Raw genomic sequence first — 16637 nt, 5'->3', positions numbered from 1 at the left:
CAGGGGGTCATCCCCGGGGATCCCGCATGCCACTGTCGCGCACCGCGCAGTTCCGCAACCGCGCCAACGTCGGGTTGTTGGCGCTGGCGTTCGTGGTGATTCTGGCCACCTCCATCATTTCGGTGCGTTCCACCAACGATCTTGCCGAGTCCATCGAACGGGTCTCGCATACGCTCGACGTCAAGGACGATCTGACCGCGCTGCAGGTGGAGTTGGGGATGATGGAAGCCGATGGCCTGCGTTTCATGATCGGCGGCGCGGCGCATCATCGTGCGGGATTGCGCACGCATCTCGATGCCATCGGTCGTCTGCTCGGACTGTTGAAGGCCCTCACCACCGACAATCCGCAGCATCAGGCCACGCTGCGGGCGCTCGCGCGGGATTACGCAGCGCTCGAGGACCGGGTGCAGGGGTCGATCAGGATCAAGGATGCCGAACTGCGAAACGGCAAATCCGGCAGGACGGCGCTGCGTCTTCGCGACGGCAAGGGCGAAGACGTCGTCGACAGGATGCGCGAAAAGGTGTTTTCGATGTCCCGCGAGGAGGACCGCCTGCTGGATGAGCGGCGCTTGAAGCGCGATGCGCTCGTGAAACAGACCACCGCCACGCTGATGATCGCCAATGGCCTGGCGCTGGTGGCCGGCCTGCTTGGATTCTTCGCATTGCGCCGCGCGCAGCAGGAAGCCGAAAACGCACTGCGCGGCGAACTGCGCGCCGCCCAGGCACGCCGTGCCAATGAAGAAAAAAGCGTGTTCCTGGCCAGCATGAGCCACGAGATCCGCACGCCGATGAATGCGATTTTCGGCTTCGCGCAGCTGCTCGGCGACCATGTCCGCGATCCGCTGCAGCGCGAATGGGTGGCGTCGATCAAGAAGAGCGGACAGATGCTGCTGTCGCTGATCAACGATGTGCTGGATCTGTCCAAGATCGAAGCGGGGAAAATGCATCTGACCCCGCAGGGCACCGACTTGACCGAACTGGCCACCGAAACGCTCGCCCTGTTCGAGCCCATGGCCGAATCCAAAGGCGTGCGGCTGCAGATCGAGATCGATCACAGCGATCTTGTACCGGTGGTGGTGGATGCGCAGCGGCTGCGCCAGATCCTGATGAATCTGCTGAGCAACGCGGTGAAATACACCGAACGCGGCGATGTCACCTTGCGCCTGTCGATGCTGCCTTCGCCGCTCGGCCAGGGCCGCGACCTGCGGATCGCGGTGATCGATACCGGGGTCGGCATCGACCAGGGACAAGAGGAACAGATCTTCGAACCGTTCTATCAGGCGGACAGTCCCGACGGACGGGTGCGGCAGGGCACCGGCCTGGGCCTGAGCATCACCAAACGGCTGGTCGACCTGATGCATGGCCGCATCCATGTGGTCAGTCAACCGGGGGAAGGGGCGACCTTCCGCGTCAATATCCCGAATCTCGAACCAGCGGCCATCGTGCCTGCCGGCGCTGAAGAAGCGCGGGTCGATTTCGACCAGTTGCCGGCGCTGAAGATCCTGGTCGTGGACGATGTCGAATGGAATCTCGAAGTCGCCCAAGGCTATCTCCACGACAGCCACCATCAGGTCGTGGTGGCGCACGATGGCGCCGAGGGCGTCCGGATCGCGCACGGATTGCGCCCGGACGTGGTGATGATGGATCTGCGCATGCCGCGGATGAACGGTTTCGACGCGCTGGCAGCGATTCGCGCCGACACCGCCCTGCTCGGCACGCGGGTGATCGCGGTCACCGCGTCCAGTCTTGCCGGCGAGGCCGGACCGCAGCACGCGCCGTTCGACGGATTCCTGCGGAAACCCTATACGCCGCTGGAATTGTTCGCGGTGTTGAATACCCTGTTCCGCAACGACGATGCGGAGCGCGTCGAAGCGGTCGCGCCCGCGTCGCAGGCCGATGATGCCGACAGCGAGGAACGTCGTACCCGTGCCCGTGCCGAATGGCGCAGCATGCGCGGCCTGCCGCTGCAGGCGTTGCGCACGCGCATGCGCATGCGCGAAATCGGCGAATTCTCGAAGCGGCTGCTGCAATTGGCCGACGATCTGCGCGACCTCGCCCTGCAGGCCGAAGCGCACCGGCTCAAGCTCGCGCTGCAGCGCTTCGATGTGAATCAGGTCAAGATCGTGCTTGATCGATTGGCCCACTGGCATGAGGAGAATGGCGATGCCGAATAGATTCCAGGCGACGGTCGCGTTGCCGGTGGTGATGGTGATCGACGACCAGACCGCGAACGTGCAGGTGGTCGGCCAATTGCTGACCCGGTCGGATTACGACGTCGTACCGGTGTTGGATGGTCGCGAAGCCCTGGCGCTCGCCGAACGCAGCCCGCCGGATCTGGTGCTGCTCGACATGCGGATGCCTGGCATCGACGGCTTCCAGGTACTGGAAGGTCTTCAGGCCATGCCGCAGACGCGCGATGTGCCGGTGGTGTTCCTCACCGCCGACCACGAGCGCGACAGCCTGACCCGCGCGTTCTCCTCGGGCGCGGTCGACTACATCACCAAGCCCTTCCTCGCCGAAGAATTGTTGGCGCGGGTGCGCACGCACCTCGATCTGAAACAGGCGCGAGATCGCCTGGCGCGGGTCGCGGACGAGCGCCAGAAAGTCGCGGAAATCGTCAGTCACGATCTGCGCAATCACTTCGCCAACATCCTGTTTTCCGCCGAACTGCTGCGCGATCCGGCCATGGCCGACGATGCGCGCCAGCGGCTGGCGCAATCGATCCGCACCTCAGCCGATGCCGGCGTCCTGTTCTTGCAGGCCTTCCTGGATCAGCAGCAGGACCGGTCGCACGGCGTTCCTCCTTGCCCGCTCGCCGCACGCGCACTGCTGGACGAAGTGGCCGGGTTGCTTTCGCACCAGTCGCAGACCAAACGCATGCGCGTGCATATCGATACCGACGCTACGGACGAGATGTATCTCTTGGCGGAGCGCGCGGGTACGCTGCATGTCCTGCAGAACCTGCTGTCGAATGCGTTGAAATACGCGCCGCCCGGCAGCGAAGTGCGCCTGACCGCCTCGCGGCAGGGCAAATATGGACGGCTCACGGTGCACGATCGCGGCCCGGGCATTTCGGCGAAGGATCGCGAACGCATGTTCCAGCGTTACGTGCGTTTGAGCGCGCAGCCCACCGGAGGCGAATCGTCGACCGGCCTGGGCCTGGCGCTCGCGAAGCAGCGCGCGCGCACCATGAACGGCGATGTCTGGTACGACGACCGCGAGGGCGGCGGCGCCAGCTTCACGCTGGAATTGCCGCTCGCGTGAACGCAGGAACGAAGCCCCGCGCCGGTCCGGCACGGGGCTTCGTTGTGGTCGTGCTTCGAAACGCGCTACGGAACTTCAGACTTTGACGCGGCGCCCCATGATCAACGACACCACGAACAGGACCAGGAACACGAAGAACAGGATCTTGGCGATCCCGGCCGCAGCACCGGCGATACCGCCGAAGCCGAGCACACCGGCGATCAGCGCGATCACGAAAAAGACAACGGCGTAATACAACATATGATTTCTCCAGAAGTCGCGAGGCGCCGCAGAGCGCGGCCTCACGGATAAGCACACAAGTTGCGTGCCAGCGGCGGCGCGATCTGAATCGCCGGCAACACCTTGTTTTTCAGCGCTTTGCGCAATGATTTCCGATGCCTCGCGATATCGGGTTGTCGGCCTGGCCCGCGATGCGCACGATCCAGCCTCGGCGGCCGTGCAGAACGCCTGTCGGCGTCCGGCGATCGCGCAGGAAAAACAAGCGCTTGGCCGTGGCACGGAACTTGATGCGTTGTCCTGAAAGACCGTGAGGACTTCAACCATGCCCATGCTCCTGCACGCCCTGCCGTATCGCCATCGTTCGCGTCGCCGCACGCGCTATCTGCGAACCCGCATCCTGGTCGCCGCCGTGGTCCTGCTGCTGTGCGCATCCGGTGCGTGGAAGCCTTGGGCGACCCCCGCAGAAGCCGTATCGCCGACCGCATCGGCCCTGCCGGACGCTGTTCTTCAAGGGGCCGATCCCGAAGAATCCGTCGACACCGAGGGCGCCCTCGCCGACCGTTACATCGCCGAGCGCTGATCCGCTGCCGCCTGCCCGCGCGGCAGCGGCCCGATGCTAAGCTTCGGGACGATGAACCAGCCTTCCGACCCCGCAGAACTCTCCCGAGTCGCCCATCGGCTGAACGAGCTGCGCCTGGAACACCGAGACCTCGATCTGGCCATCGCCCGATTGCACGAGAACATCGTCGCCGACGAACTGGCCATCAAGCGCCTGAAGAAGCGCAAGCTGCAGCTGAAGGACGCGATCATCCGCTTCGAGTCCGCATTGATTCCCGACGAACCGGCGTGAACACCCCGGCGGCGATCGAAACCGCATAAGCCCGTCTCCCGCCACCCGGCGTTGCGCGTCCGAGACCACCGCCGCATTCCGTATCGATCGCCTCGCCTAGACTCCGGGACAGTCATCGTTCCGGGGGCGGGCATGCCGACATCGTGGTCGACGCCATCGCGACAGCAACAGCGCCGACCTGCGCACCGCATCGCGTGGCTTTCGGCGGTGTGCTGCGCGATGTCCGCATTCTGCGCCGCCGCCGCCGATCCGGCATCCGAACAACTCACCGACCTGATCTTCGACTACCGTGCGCAGAACGGCCTGCCGGCGATCCCCGTATCGCCGAGCCTCAGCACCGTCGCCGCACTGCACGTCGCCGATCTCGAACGACACGCACCCAGCGGCCAATGCAGTACCCACAGCTGGTCCGCGAACGGGCGCTGGTCCGCATGCTGCTACACCCGCGATCACACCCAGGCGCGCTGCATGTGGGACAAACCTCGCGAGATCACCCGTGGCGCGTACCGTGGCCACGGCTTCGAGATCGTCTGCTGGAACGCGGACAGCATGACCCCCGAAATCGCCATGGACTGCTGGCGACGCAGCGCCACGCATCACGGCGTCATCCTCAACCGCGGCGATTGGCGGGACACCACCTGGCGCGCGCTCGGCATCCGCGTCTCGCAGCACTATGCGGTGCTGTGGCTGGGGATGGAGCCAGAACATTGACGTGGTGAATCGATGTTCACTCTGCGATTGACGAGGAATCGCCATTTCATGGCTTACGGCACAGAGACCCGAATTCACATTGCGTCCCGGCGATAGCGGATGCGCGGAAACGATTGACAAGCGCATCGCGCAGGAAGACAACACCGATCACGCTTCGGACCGACATCGAAGCGCATTCCACAGGGGGAATGCAGGATGGCCAGGGCAAGCGCAGGGAACGCACCGCAATCGACGCCCAGCCGCGCGTCATTGACGATGGCGCTCGCCGTCATCGCACTGTGTATTGCCGGCAACGCTGCCAGCCATGGCGGACGGCTCAACGCCGAAGGGTGTCATCACGATCGCAAGCATGGTGGCTATCACTGCCATCGCGGCAGTGCGCCTTCATTGCGCAGCGAATTGATACCGGCGAACGGCTTCACGCCAGTGCGGACTGCGCCTGCGCCGCGAGGATCGGGGGTGTTTGCGAATTGTGCGGACGCGCGGGCTGCGGGGGCTGCGCCGGTAAGACGTGGCGAGCCGGGATATGGACCGCATCTGGATCGCGATGGGGATGGGGTGGGGTGTGAGCCGAGGCGGAAGTGATGCTGAAAAGATGCTGAAAAGAACGCAAAACAAAACCGAAGCGCAGACTGTGAAGCGTGATCATGAAATTCGCAGCGAAGTGATTTCTTTTGGCATCAAGTGCTGAAGAGAAGTGGACTTGATGCGTTTCTGCGTTTTCTTGCGTCGCCATGACACCGAAAACGACCTGAATCGTACGCAATGTAAAGCTGCGTTATTTGACACAACAGAGAAAAATAAATCCTGATCAGTATGCAAAGTAAAAGTTACCGATCAGGCGGCCAAAGAATAATCGGGAGTAATAAATGAAAAAACATATTGAACTCTGCACGGAAATGAAAATAGACGACAGAGCAGCTTCGCTACGTGTGGCAGCTGAAGAAAACCCGAATAACGTGGTGAATAACTTTCGACATCCAGGTTTGGCGATGGCGCTTGCCAGCAGCGACGCACCTCGCATGGCGATCATTTTCTCGAAAAAATGGAAGACAGGGCGAACTTTACGCATCGCGTTCCTGGGTGGCGTGGATCCAGCAGTCAAAGAAAAAATAATTCTTTACGCAAATCGCTGGCTTCAACACGTCAATCTTAAGTTCGATTTCGTAAGCGGGCTGGACGGTGATATCCGCATTGCGACGACTCCGGGTGGATCGTGGTCGTACATTGGTACGGACGCAAAGCTGATAGAGCCCGGGCAGCCGACGATGAATTTTGGTTGGTTGCACAAGGATACGCCGGATGAAGAATACAGTCGCGTAGTACTGCATGAGTTTGGCCATGCATTGGGCGCTATCCATGAGCACCAGCATCCTGAGAGTGGAATTCCGTGGGACAGGGAAAAGGTGTACGCCTATTACGCGGAAATGGGCTGGAAAAGAGAGGATGTGGACAACAACATATTCGCGAGATATGGCTATGACCGTCTGAACACCAGCCGATACGACTCCAAATCGATCATGCATTACGCGATACCTAACGAATTGACTGTTGGTGACTGGAAGGTTGATTGGAATAGGGTTCTATCCGAAACGGACAAAGACTTTATTGGTAGTTCTTACCCATAGCCATGCAAAGTTCCAGAAATGCGATGAAATTTATCTCTTTAGGGCCGTAGAGTGGGCTTTATGCCCACCGAATGAAGCTTGAACGCACGAAAAAATCATCGCCATGTATCGTGACTGCGTTCAATCCGCATTGCGCCGAGATATTGCAATGGTGGGCAAGATGCCCGCCCTACGAAAAGCGGGTTCTGGCCGACATCCGGCAACCTCCATGAATTGTCCGTCCGGCATCGGAAATGCCGTACTGGTCTTCAAGGGCAAGGCCATTGCGATATAACGCGCAGGGTTGTCGCGAAGGAGAAGCACGATGGGACTCAGCGATGGCTACGGGGTCGTGATCGGCACCAAGGCAGGTTACCAACGCGATCCGCCGGACGATTTCGGGCGTTACTACCACGGCAATCTGTTCGTGCAGGCGCCCGATGGCGTTTACAAATGCGCGATCGATGTCGATCCGCAGAACATGCCCGACGGCATCCAGTGGCGCATCGTGAAGATCCGGCCGTCGGAGTTCGCGGACATCCGGATGTTGGCGAATGGTTGGCATATGCTGGCGTCGAATGCGATATCCGGTGCGCTCGATTACATCCGTTCACCGATGCTGCATCCGCCGATCATGATCTGGAACGTCCGCTACGACAGCTGTCTGTCGCGCTTCCTGGATTTCATCCGCTGGAATCCGCCGTGGAACAGCGGTACCGGGTTCCAGGCGCTGACCGATCTGGAGGCGATCATCGATCAGGGCGTGCGGTTCTACGTCTTCGGCGAACCGTTCACCAGCGACAAAGGCGTGCACAACATCCATCAGAATCAGGGAGATCCGGTCGGTGGTGGGCATGATCGCGAAAACGCGATCTGGCAGGACGGCGGCACCATCGTCGAAACCGCGCAGGGCGAGTTCCATGCGTTCCTGAACAAGTTCAAGACACAAGCGTTCAAGACCGATGATCTGGGCAAGCCGATCTGAATCGACCTCCGGTCAGCCGCTGCGCGTGCGCCGCAAGCGCTCCCGCGCGATGGCGCGCAACTGCTTGCGTTGATCGGACGGAAACGGCGAGCGCCTGTCGCAGTGGCGCAACAGCAGCGCATCGTCCTGCGATTCGCCCAATACATCGGCCAGATCGCGGGCGCGCTTTTTCGACAGGCGCAGTGCGGGCAGCAGCTCGGCCAGGAGGCTGTCCTGCTGACGCAGACGGCGCAGGCGGCGTCGATAGACGTGCCAGGCCTCATCGTCCTCCGGGTTCTTTTTGATCTGTTTGGCCGCCTTGTCGGCGCGGCGCTGGCTGCGCTTCATCGCTGACGAGACCTCGGTTTCGTCTACTGCGCGCCAACCCAGACGTGCCAGGCGTTGCTGCGCTGCCTGTAGGCGCAGGCCGCGCGCCTGGAACGCCGGATCGCGCACGAGTGCGCGTTCGAGAATATCGTCGCGACGCTCCCGCGCGAGTCGTTCCGCAGCAGGAAGAATCGCGCGGATACGATCCGGTGCTTGTGCCTCCAGCCGTTGCAGGACTTCGATCAGCGCCTGTGCATCGCGCAGATGCGACAGGCCGCGACACAGCCGACCCAGTTCGTCATCCAGCGCTTGCGCGCGCGGCCCGAAGACCCGTGCGCCGAGTGCCAGCGTCGCCCGCGCGCGGCGGATGGATTTTCGCGCTTGATGGATGCCTTCGTGCAGCGCCTCGCCTTTGCGGACCAGATGGGCCTGCGCCTGTTGCAGCTGCTCGCCGGCGAACACCAGCAGCCGCATGCCGAGTGGGAGGGGTGTCGTGGTGATGGCGCTCGATTTTGTCGATACGTCGGCTGTGCTGCGTGACATGCGCTGGCCTCCAAAGGCCACAGTACCGTCATTTCGCGAGGATGGATCTGTATCGTCGCAACAGGCATCGCGGTCCGGCAGAGGGTTCGCCGCGCGTAGACCGTGGTGCGTGGTCGGAGTGTGGCAGGTCCCGCAGCGAGCGCACCTCTGCACGAACGCGTGCGGTCTGTCGTGCGCTTTGCAACGGTGGAGTCTATCTCCGGAGTGGCGGAGCCGGCAGCGTTTTCGATTGCCGGTGCTGCGACTCGATCGCATCCGGATCATTTGCCGACGGATTTGCCGTCAAAACGGACCACCGCTATCGTCTGCGTCTGGTCCCGCCACCGTGAGCCTCGCAGATGTCCTCATCCGCCGATACCGTCACCGTTTCGCTCGATGAAATGATCCAGGCGCTCGACTGGGTGTCCGATCTTTCGGGTTCCGAGAACATGGCGTTCGTCTGTCGCGAAAGCGGGCGGGTGTTCATGACGTCGGAGGAGGACTTCGGCGTCGAGCTTGAGCCTGATCTGCCGTCCGATCTCGATGATGTCGCGAAATACGCGATCGTGCCGTCGCGTCAGGATCTGCGCCTGGGCAAGCGGCTTGCGGTGCGTTTCGTGCAGGCATCGTTGCCGGAGCGGTTGGAGGAGACTTACGAGATGTTCGCGGCGCGGGGCGCCTATGCGCGGTTCAAGGACATGCTGGAACAGGAACAGGCATTGAATGCCTGGTATGCGTTCGAAGCGGAAGCGGTCGAACGCGGTCTGCGCGAATGGGCCGAGTCGGAAGCGCTCGCGGTTGCGGCGAGTGGTCCCGTGCGCTGACGCGCGCGTGTCCTCCGGGAGGTGTTGCTGTCAGCCGCGCAACGCCGCCGCCGCTTTCGCCAGCGCGCCGATCCGCGCCCAGTCCTTCGCCGCCAGCGCATCGTTGGGCACCATCCACGAGCCGCCGACGGTGATGACGTTGGGCAGCGCGAAATACGAAGGCGCTTTCGCCGCGTCGATGCCGCCGGTGGGGCAGAACTTCACCTGCGCGAACGGGCCGGCGAAGCCCTTGAGTGCGGCGACCCCGCCGCTGGATTCGGCGGGAAAGAATTTGAAGCGCTTGTAGCCGTGTTCGAGGCCGCGCATGAGTTCGCTGGCGGTGGCGATGCCGGGCAGCAGCGGGATATCGGCGCCGCGTGCGGCGGCGTAGAGCGCGTCGGTGCCGCCGGGCGAGATCGCGAAGGTGGCGCCTGCGGCCTGCACTGCAGCCAGATCGTCCGAGGTCAACACCGTGCCGGCGCCGACGATCGCACCCGGCACGCCGCGCATGCGTCGGATCACGTCGAGCGCGACCGGCGTGCGCAGGGTGATTTCGAGCACCGGCAGGCCGGCGGCGACCAGGGCTTCGGCAAGCGGAACGGCATCGTCGAGATCGGCGATGGCGAGCACCGGCACCACTGGCGCCTGCCGCAGGATGTCGTCGACGATGGCGGTCATGCGATCGGTGTGGGCGTGACTCATCATCGGTTCTCGTTCGAGGCGTCCGCGCGCAGCGACATCGCCGCGCCGAGCAGACCGGGACTGCTGTGGGTGATGACGCGGATCGTCACCGATTCCAGATACGCGGCGAAGCGGCCCTTGGCGAGGAAGCGTTCGCGGAACGCGCTGCTGCGCAGGAACGGCACGAAGCGCGGCACGATGCCACCGGCCAGCATCACCGTGCGTGCGCCGTGGATCAGTGCGGCGTCGCCGGCAACGCTGCCGAGCACCGCGCAGAAGCGCGCGAGCGTACGGCGTGCGGCGAGATCATGACCTTCCAGCGCCGCGGCGACGATGTCCGCCGGCTCGCGCAGATCCTGATGCTGGCCGGTGGCGTGATCGACCGCGCCGCGCAGCACCGCATCGATATGCGACAGGCCGCTGCCGCAGAGCAGGCGTTCGTTCGATACGCGGCCGAAGCGCGCGGTGAACCAGCGCGCGATCGCGAGTTCTTCCTCGCCCAGCGGCGCGAAGCTGATATGGCCGCCTTCGGTTTCCACGACTTGCCAGCGCCGGCCTTGAGCAGACGTGTCGTTGCCGACCAGCATCGCCACGCCAAGACCGGTGCCCGGCCCGAGCACGCTGATCGGGCCCTCTAGCGGAGCGTCGTCGCTGCCGTGCACGGTGATGGTTTCCGCGTCCGACAGCGCCGGCACCGACCACGCCACCGCGCCGAAATCGTTGAGCACGTGCAGGCGGTCGAGCCCGAGCGCGCTTTGCAATTCGCTGCGCGTGAACGACCAGGCGCGATTGGTCAGCCGGATCTCTTCGCCATTGACCGGGCTGGCGACCGCGATCGCGGCGCGGCGCGGCTGCACGCCGACCGCGGCAAGGTAGTGTTCGGCTGCGTGCTGCAGGCTGGCGAATGCGGATGCGTCGAGACTGCGCGCGTCCAGCACCTGCGCGGCGGGCGCCGACAGATCGGTCAGCGCGAAACGTGCGTTGGTTCCGCCGATGTCGGCGATCAGCGCGAGCGCTGGGGGATTCACGGTGTCCATCATCGATCAGTGTTCCCCGGAGTCATCGTTTGCGAACAGACTGCAGGCGCCTGCTTCCGCCGAACCGACCTGCGCACGCATCAGTCCGAACAGTTCGCGGCCGACCCCGTGCGCATTGCCGCGCAGGTCGAGGGTCGCGGCCACGCGCGCGTTCCATTCGGCTTCGGGCACGTCCGCCTGCATCGTGCCGGCTTCGGCATCGATGCGGATCAGGTCGCCGTCGCGGAGCTTCGCGATGGCGCCGCCGCAGGCGGCCTCGGGCGTGATGTGGATCGCCGCGAGCACTTTGCCCGATGCGCCGGACATGCGGCCGTCGGTGAGCAGGGCGACGTGCTGGCCGCGATCCTGCAAGAGCGAGAGCGTCGGCGTGAGTTTGTGCAGCTCGGGCATGCCGTTCGCGCGCGGGCCCTGGCCACGGATCACCGCGACGAAATCCCCGGTGAGCGCGCCGGCCTTGAATGCATCCAGCATCGCGTCCTGCGAATCGAAGATATTCGCCGGTGCTGCGATCGCGCGATGTTCGGGTGCCACGGCCGAAATCTTCACCACCGCGCGGCCGAGGTTGCCCTGCAGCCGGCGCAGGCCGCCTTCGCGGTCGAAGGGTTCGGCCACGCCGCGCAGGATGCTGGTATCGCGCGACTGCGCGGGCGGCGGCGTCCAGCGCAGCGAGGTGCCGTCCAGTGCGGGCGCCAGCGTCTGCTGGCGCAGATCGCCGCCGTGCACGCAGCGGATGTCGGCATGCATGAGGCCGGCATCGATGAGTTCGCGGATCACCACGCCGATGCCACCGGCGGCATGGAAATGGTTCACGTCGGCGCTGCCGTTGGGATAGACCCGCGCCAGCAGCGGCGTGGCCTGCGAGAGTTCGTCCAGATCGTCCCAATCGATGATCAGGCCGGCCGCGCGCGCGATCGCGACCAGATGCAGTGCGTGGTTGGTCGAACCGCCGGTCGCGGCCAGCCCGACCATCGCGTTGACGATCGCCTTCTCGTCGACGGTATGGCCGAGCGGGCGGTAGTCGTCGCCGAGCGCGGTGATGCGCAGCGCCTGTTCGGTCGCGGCCACGGTGAGCGCATCGCGCAGCGGCGTGTTCGGATTGACGAACGCGCTGCCCGGCATGTGCAGGCCCATCACTTCCATCAGCATCTGGTTGGAATTGGCGGTGCCGTAGAACGTGCAGGTGCCGGCGCTGTGGTACGACGCGGATTCGGCTTCCAGCAATTCGTCGCGCGATGCCTTGCCGTCGGCGTAACGCTGGCGCACCGCCGCTTTTTCCTTGTTCGGCAGGCCCGAGGGCATCGGTCCGGCGGGTACGAAGATCACCGGCAGATGGCCGAAGCTCAGCGCGCCGATCAACAGGCCGGGCACGATCTTGTCGCACACGCCGAGCATCAGCGCGGCGTCGAACATCTCGTGCGACAGCGACACCGCGGTCGCCAATGCGATGGTGTCGCGCGAGAACAGCGACAGCTCCATGCCGGTGCGGCCCTGGGTGACGCCGTCGCACATCGCCGGCACGCCGCCGGCGACCTGCGCGCTGCCGCCGGCGTTGCGCGCGGCCATGCGGATCAGCGTCGGGTACTGCTCCATCGGCTGGTGCGCCGAGAGCATGTCGTTGTAGGCGGTGACGATGCCGATGTTGCCGCCCGCGCCGGTCTTCAGCATCGGTTTGTCGCCACCGGATGCGGCAAAGCCGTGGGCGAGATTGCCGCAGCTCAATTGCCTGCGCGCGGGCGCATCGATGCGGGCGGCATCGATACGCGCGAGATAGCCGTCGCGGGTTCGACGACTGCGTCCGGCGATGCGTGCGGTCACGCGCTCGATGACGGGGTGCAATGACATCATGGGCTCCAGTGCAGATGGACGACCGTGCCCGATGCGTGCAGCAGCGCCGAGATCGGCGCCCGCAGCGGATCGTGCGCGGTCTGTGCGGCGCGCAGCACGTCTCGTTTGCGCGCGCCGGTGACGATCAGGTGCAGGCTGCGCGCACGCAGCAGGCGGTCGAGGCCGAGGGTGATGCGCGGAAACGGCGCTTCCGGCGGCAGAGGTTTCGGCACCAGCAGGAAGGCGTCTTCGGTCGCGTCCTTCGCCATCGCCTCGGGCAGGTCGTCGGCGCCGGGAAACAGCGACGCGGTGTGCGCGTCCTCGCCCATGCCCAGCACCACCGCGTCGAATGCGTCCGCGTGCGTGGCGAGCATCGTGCGCGCGTGCGCGAGCGAATCCTCCGGGTTGCCGTCGGCGGTGGTCAGCGATTCGATGCGCAGGCCTTCGGCGGCCGAGAACGCCTCGCGCAGCGCGGCGATATTGCTGGCGGCATGCGCATGCGGCACGCAGCGCTCGTCGCCGGGCATGGCGACGATGCGATGCCAGTCGAGCGCGCTCGCGGCGAGCTTGCGATAGATCGGAAACGGCGTACGCCCGCCGGCGAGGCTGAGCAGGGCGTGGCCGTGCTGCTTCAGGCCCGCTGCGCAGCGGTCGCGCAACTGCGCGGACACCGCATCGATCAATGCGTCGCTGTCGGTGTAGTCGTGTTCGATCCAGGCCATCGTCGTCGGTTCGCTTATTCGCGCCAGCTGTGGCCGTGGCGTTCGGTCATCGCCACCGCTGCGTTCGGGCCCCAGGTGCCGGCGGCGTAGGGTTTCGGCGCGCTGCCGGCATGCGCCCAGCCGTCGAAGATCGCATCGATCCATTGCCACGCGGCCTCGGTTTCGTCGCGACGCACGAACAGCGTGCCGTTGCCTTCGATCGCATCCAGATACAGGCGTTCGTAGGCAAGCCGGCGGCGCTCGTGCGCGAAGCGCTCGTCGAGATCAAGATCCAGCGAGACCTGCGACAGGCGCAGCCCGCTGCGGTCCAGGCCGGGCGTCTTGTGCATCAACTGCATTTCGATGCGTTCTTCCGGCTGCAGCTTGATGATCAGCGCGTTCGGCTGGGTAGCCGCGCCGCCACGGGCGAAGATCGAATGCGGCACCGCGCGGAACTGCAGGTAGATCTCGGTGCAGCGGCTCGGCATGCGCTTGCCGGTGCGCAGGTAGAACGGCACGCCCGACCAGCGCCAGTTGTCGATGTGCGCGCGCATCGCGACGAAGGTTTCGGTATTGCTGCTGCGGCCCAATTCTTCGAGATAACCGGGCACCGCCCGGCCGCCGATCGCGCCGGCGGTGTACTGGCCGGCGACGGTTTCGGCGGCGACATCATTGCGACCGATCGGGCGCAGCGAGCGCAGCACTTTGATCTTCTCGTTGCGGACCGCGGTTGGCTCGAACTGCGATGGCGGCTCCATCGCGGTCAGGCACACCAGCTGCAACAGATGGTTCTGCAGCATGTCGCGCATCGCGCCGGAGTGGTCGTAGTAATCGCCGCGACCTTCGACGCCGACGGTTTCCGCGACGGTGATCTGCACCTGTTCGATATGCCGCGCGTTCCACAGCGGCTCGAACAACGCGTTGCCGAAGCGCAGCGCCAGCAGGTTCTGCACGCCTTCCTTGCCGAGGTAATGATCGACGCGATACACGCGGTCTTCGTCGAAGCTGCGGGTCACGCCGTCGTTGATCGCGATGGCTTCGGCCAGATCGTGGCCGATGGGTTTTTCCAGCATCACCCGGGTGCCGGGGCCGGCGAGACCGTGGCGCGCGAGCGCGGCGCAGGCCTGTTCGTAGAATTTCGGCGACGTGCTGAGGTGATAGACGATGTCGCCGCTGCGCAGGCCCTGGACGCGTTCGGCCAGCGCCTGCATCGAAGCGTCGTTGTCGAGCGAAGCCGGCTGATAGTGCACGCGCGCCAGCAGCGCCTGCAGCGTCGAATCCTTGCGTTGATCCGCCGGCACGAAGCGCGCGATGGCGTCGGCGACGAACGCGCGGAACGCTTCGTCGTCCAGCGCGCTGCGCGCGGTGCCGAGGATGCGCATCGACGCCGGCAACAGGCCGTCGCCCTGCAGGCCGTACAGCGAGGGCAGCAGCATGCGCTGGGCGAGGTCGCCGGTGGCGCCGAAGATGGTCAGCAGCGAGGCGGGAGAGGTGATCACAGCCGATTCCGTCGTGGGGGTTCGCAAGCGTAAACTTTGGCGTTGGTTTGCCGCATTGTAAACGTTTGCATGGACATGATCGGGATGCGCATCGCTGCGGATGTTTCAGTGGTGATGTTTCAGTGCGGTGTCTGGGGTTTTCGCGAAATGCACGGTCACCGGGCCGCAGCTCGACCGGGCCACGTGAAGGTGTAGAGGCTCTTCGGCACCAGCGCATAGCGGAACGTGCGTCCTGCGTACGCGACGGCGATGGTCCGGGGGCTCGTCGACGAATTCGTGACGATCAGCGCGACGCTGCCGTCGTCGGCATTGGTGAATGCGACGTTGTCGACATCGTCGGCACCGGCGCTGGATTCGATCCGGTGCGCACCGGGCCTGACGAAACGGCTGGCATGCGCGAGCACGTAGTACTCGTCGTTGCGCGTCACCGCGCCGGTGCGGCTGTCGATGGTGACCACGCCCCTGCAGTTGCCGCAGCCGCCGGCATGCGGGCCGGCGGTCTCGTCCAGCGCCAGATTCCACAACAACACCCCGCGCGCCCAGTGACGGGTGCCGCCGATGATCAACTGCCGCGCCAGCATGGTCATGCCGCCGCTGCGCACCGGTTCCCAGTCGCCGCCGGAGCATTCGGTGAGGTAGACGCTTTTCGACGGAAACCGGTCATGCACCTGCGATTGCGCGGCGATGTCGCCGCCATAGCAGTGCCATGCCACGCCATCCACATATGCCGAGGCTTCGGGATCCGAGAGGACGGCGGTGGGTTCTTCGGGCATGTCCCAGTTGTGGTCCCAGTCGAGGATCCGGACGTCGCGGCCCGAGGCCTCCAGCAACGGCCCCAGATGTTTTCCGATCAATGCGATCCGCTGGGCTGCGCCCAGGCGCATGCCGGGATAGTTCTCGGGCTCGAACGCGGGTTCGTTCTGCACGGTCAGCGCGAAGATCGGCACGCCTTTCGAGGCGGCGGCGTCGAGGTACTTCAGCAGGTAGCGGGCGAACGCGTCGTGGGCGTCTTCGCGCAGCGTGCCCTTGATCATGCTGCCGCCGCTCTTCATCCAGGCCGGCGCGCTCCACGGCGAGGCCATCGTCTGCAGCTGCGGATTGATCGCACGCGCGGCGCGCACCACGGTGAACACGTCCTGCGCCTGCGGCGCGACGCGGAAATAACGCAGTTTGTGATCGGCTTTGCCGCGCGGCGGGTCGTCGAGGTTGTAATGACTCAATGAGAAATCGGACGCGCCGATGGTCATCCGGGTGAAGCCCAGGCCGATGCCGCCATCGCGACCGAACAGTTCCCGGAGCAGGGCCTTGCGCTGGTCCGCACGCATCCGCCGCTGGATCAGCCATGCCGATGTGTCCGTCACCGCAGCACCGAAACCCAGGATGTCCTGATAGCGCTGGCCGGGGTCGATCGCGATCCGGACATCGGATGTCGAAGCATCGCCGGTCGTGGCCGCAGGCAGGGGGGTCAGTGCGTAGCTGCGATCCGATGTCGTCGCCCAGACCTGGATCGTGGGCGCGGAATCCCGATCTGCGGCTGAAAGGTCCGCAGCAGCGCCGTCGAAGGAAAACAGGGACGACAGGGCCGCGAGCGACAGGACGCAGAACGATTTCATGTTGCGTATTCCTTC

General features: G+C 64.7%; 18 protein-coding genes. 10 read left to right on the top strand and 8 right to left on the bottom strand.

The window, feature by feature from the left end:
• Positions 1–26: 26 nt before the first annotated feature.
• Both HOP03_07455 and HOP03_07450 read left to right on the top strand, forming a co-directional pair.
• Positions 27–2174 carry a response regulator gene (locus HOP03_07455; protein NOT88001.1) on the top strand — a complete coding sequence of 716 codons (2148 nt, stop codon included), beginning with the start codon at positions 27–29 and terminating at the stop codon, positions 2172–2174.
• Positions 2164–3264 (top strand): hybrid sensor histidine kinase/response regulator, encoded by a 1101-nt coding sequence (locus HOP03_07450; GenBank protein ID NOT88000.1) that lies wholly within the window; start codon positions 2164–2166, stop codon positions 3262–3264. Before HOP03_07455 ends, HOP03_07450 begins: the two co-directional genes overlap by 11 nt.
• A gap of 75 nt (positions 3265–3339) precedes the next feature.
• Here the strand turns inward: HOP03_07450 and HOP03_07445 are convergent, their stop codons facing one another.
• A complete protein-coding gene (locus tag HOP03_07445; protein ID NOT87999.1) occupies positions 3340–3504 on the bottom strand; it encodes a DUF1328 domain-containing protein in 165 nt (54 codons plus the stop codon).
• 301 nt (positions 3505–3805) lie between these two features.
• On the opposite strand from HOP03_07445, the gene HOP03_07440 reads away from it, so the two are divergent.
• From HOP03_07440 to HOP03_07410, 7 genes are all read left to right on the top strand, one after another.
• Positions 3806–4063, top strand: coding sequence for a hypothetical protein (locus tag HOP03_07440; GenBank protein ID NOT87998.1), 258 nt, complete (start codon positions 3806–3808; stop codon positions 4061–4063).
• 51 nt (positions 4064–4114) lie between these two features.
• Entirely contained in the window at positions 4115–4333 is a 219-nt protein-coding gene (locus HOP03_07435) for a YdcH family protein (GenBank protein ID NOT87997.1), read from the top strand.
• Positions 4334–4552: 219 nt separating this feature from the next.
• Positions 4553–5044, top strand: a complete 492-nt coding sequence (locus HOP03_07430; GenBank protein ID NOT87996.1) for a CAP domain-containing protein — start codon at positions 4553–4555, stop codon at positions 5042–5044.
• A gap of 255 nt (positions 5045–5299) precedes the next feature.
• On the top strand, positions 5300–5629 hold the full coding sequence (locus HOP03_07425; protein NOT87995.1) for an excalibur calcium-binding domain-containing protein: 330 nt from the start codon (positions 5300–5302) through the stop codon (positions 5627–5629).
• Positions 5571–5735 (top strand): hypothetical protein, encoded by a 165-nt coding sequence (locus tag HOP03_07420; protein NOT87994.1) that lies wholly within the window; start codon positions 5571–5573, stop codon positions 5733–5735. Before HOP03_07425 ends, HOP03_07420 begins: the two co-directional genes overlap by 59 nt.
• A 178-nt stretch (positions 5736–5913) precedes the next feature.
• A complete protein-coding gene (locus tag HOP03_07415) occupies positions 5914–6672 on the top strand; it encodes a hypothetical protein (protein NOT87993.1) in 759 nt (252 codons plus the stop codon).
• Between the two features lie 304 nt (positions 6673–6976).
• Positions 6977–7636, top strand: a complete 660-nt coding sequence (locus HOP03_07410; GenBank protein ID NOT87992.1) for a DUF2278 family protein — start codon at positions 6977–6979, stop codon at positions 7634–7636.
• Positions 7637–7648: 12 nt separating this feature from the next.
• On the opposite strand, the gene HOP03_07405 is transcribed toward HOP03_07410, so the two are convergent.
• On the bottom strand, positions 7649–8485 hold the full coding sequence (locus HOP03_07405; GenBank protein NOT87991.1) for a CHAD domain-containing protein: 837 nt from the start codon (positions 8483–8485) through the stop codon (positions 7649–7651).
• A gap of 338 nt (positions 8486–8823) precedes the next feature.
• Between HOP03_07405 and HOP03_07400 the strand changes: the two genes are divergently transcribed.
• A complete protein-coding gene (locus HOP03_07400; GenBank protein ID NOT87990.1) occupies positions 8824–9288 on the top strand; it encodes a hypothetical protein in 465 nt (154 codons plus the stop codon).
• A gap of 30 nt (positions 9289–9318) precedes the next feature.
• On the opposite strand, the gene HOP03_07395 is transcribed toward HOP03_07400, so the two are convergent.
• The 6 genes from HOP03_07395 to HOP03_07370 all read right to left on the bottom strand — a co-directional run bounded on the left by HOP03_07395 (position 9319) and on the right by HOP03_07370 (position 16622).
• Positions 9319–9969 (bottom strand): bifunctional 4-hydroxy-2-oxoglutarate aldolase/2-dehydro-3-deoxy-phosphogluconate aldolase, encoded by a 651-nt coding sequence (locus tag HOP03_07395; protein ID NOT87989.1) that lies wholly within the window; start codon positions 9967–9969, stop codon positions 9319–9321.
• Positions 9969–10988: a glucokinase gene (glk, locus tag HOP03_07390; GenBank protein ID NOT87988.1), complete on the bottom strand. Its 1020-nt coding sequence runs from the start codon at positions 10986–10988 to the stop codon at positions 9969–9971. Before glk ends, HOP03_07395 begins: the two co-directional genes overlap by 1 nt.
• A 3-nt stretch (positions 10989–10991) precedes the next feature.
• On the bottom strand, positions 10992–12827 hold the full coding sequence (locus HOP03_07385) for a phosphogluconate dehydratase (GenBank protein NOT87987.1): 1836 nt from the start codon (positions 12825–12827) through the stop codon (positions 10992–10994).
• Positions 12827–13531, bottom strand: coding sequence for a 6-phosphogluconolactonase (gene pgl / locus HOP03_07380; GenBank protein NOT87986.1), 705 nt, complete (start codon positions 13529–13531; stop codon positions 12827–12829). The genes HOP03_07385 and pgl overlap by 1 nt, the downstream gene beginning before the upstream one ends.
• Positions 13532–13545: 14 nt before the next feature.
• Positions 13546–15006: a glucose-6-phosphate dehydrogenase gene (zwf, locus tag HOP03_07375; GenBank protein NOT87985.1), complete on the bottom strand. Its 1461-nt coding sequence runs from the start codon at positions 15004–15006 to the stop codon at positions 13546–13548.
• Between the two features lie 158 nt (positions 15007–15164).
• A complete protein-coding gene (locus HOP03_07370; GenBank protein NOT87984.1) occupies positions 15165–16622 on the bottom strand; it encodes a glycosyl hydrolase in 1458 nt (485 codons plus the stop codon).
• Positions 16623–16637: the final 15 nt, after the last annotated feature.

The sequence above is a fragment of the Lysobacter sp. genome (assembly GCA_013141175.1).
Lineage (GTDB): Bacteria > Pseudomonadota > Gammaproteobacteria > Xanthomonadales > Xanthomonadaceae > Lysobacter_I.
Note: the sequence above shows the minus strand (reverse complement) of the source record. Positions and strands in the feature narration are given on the sequence as shown.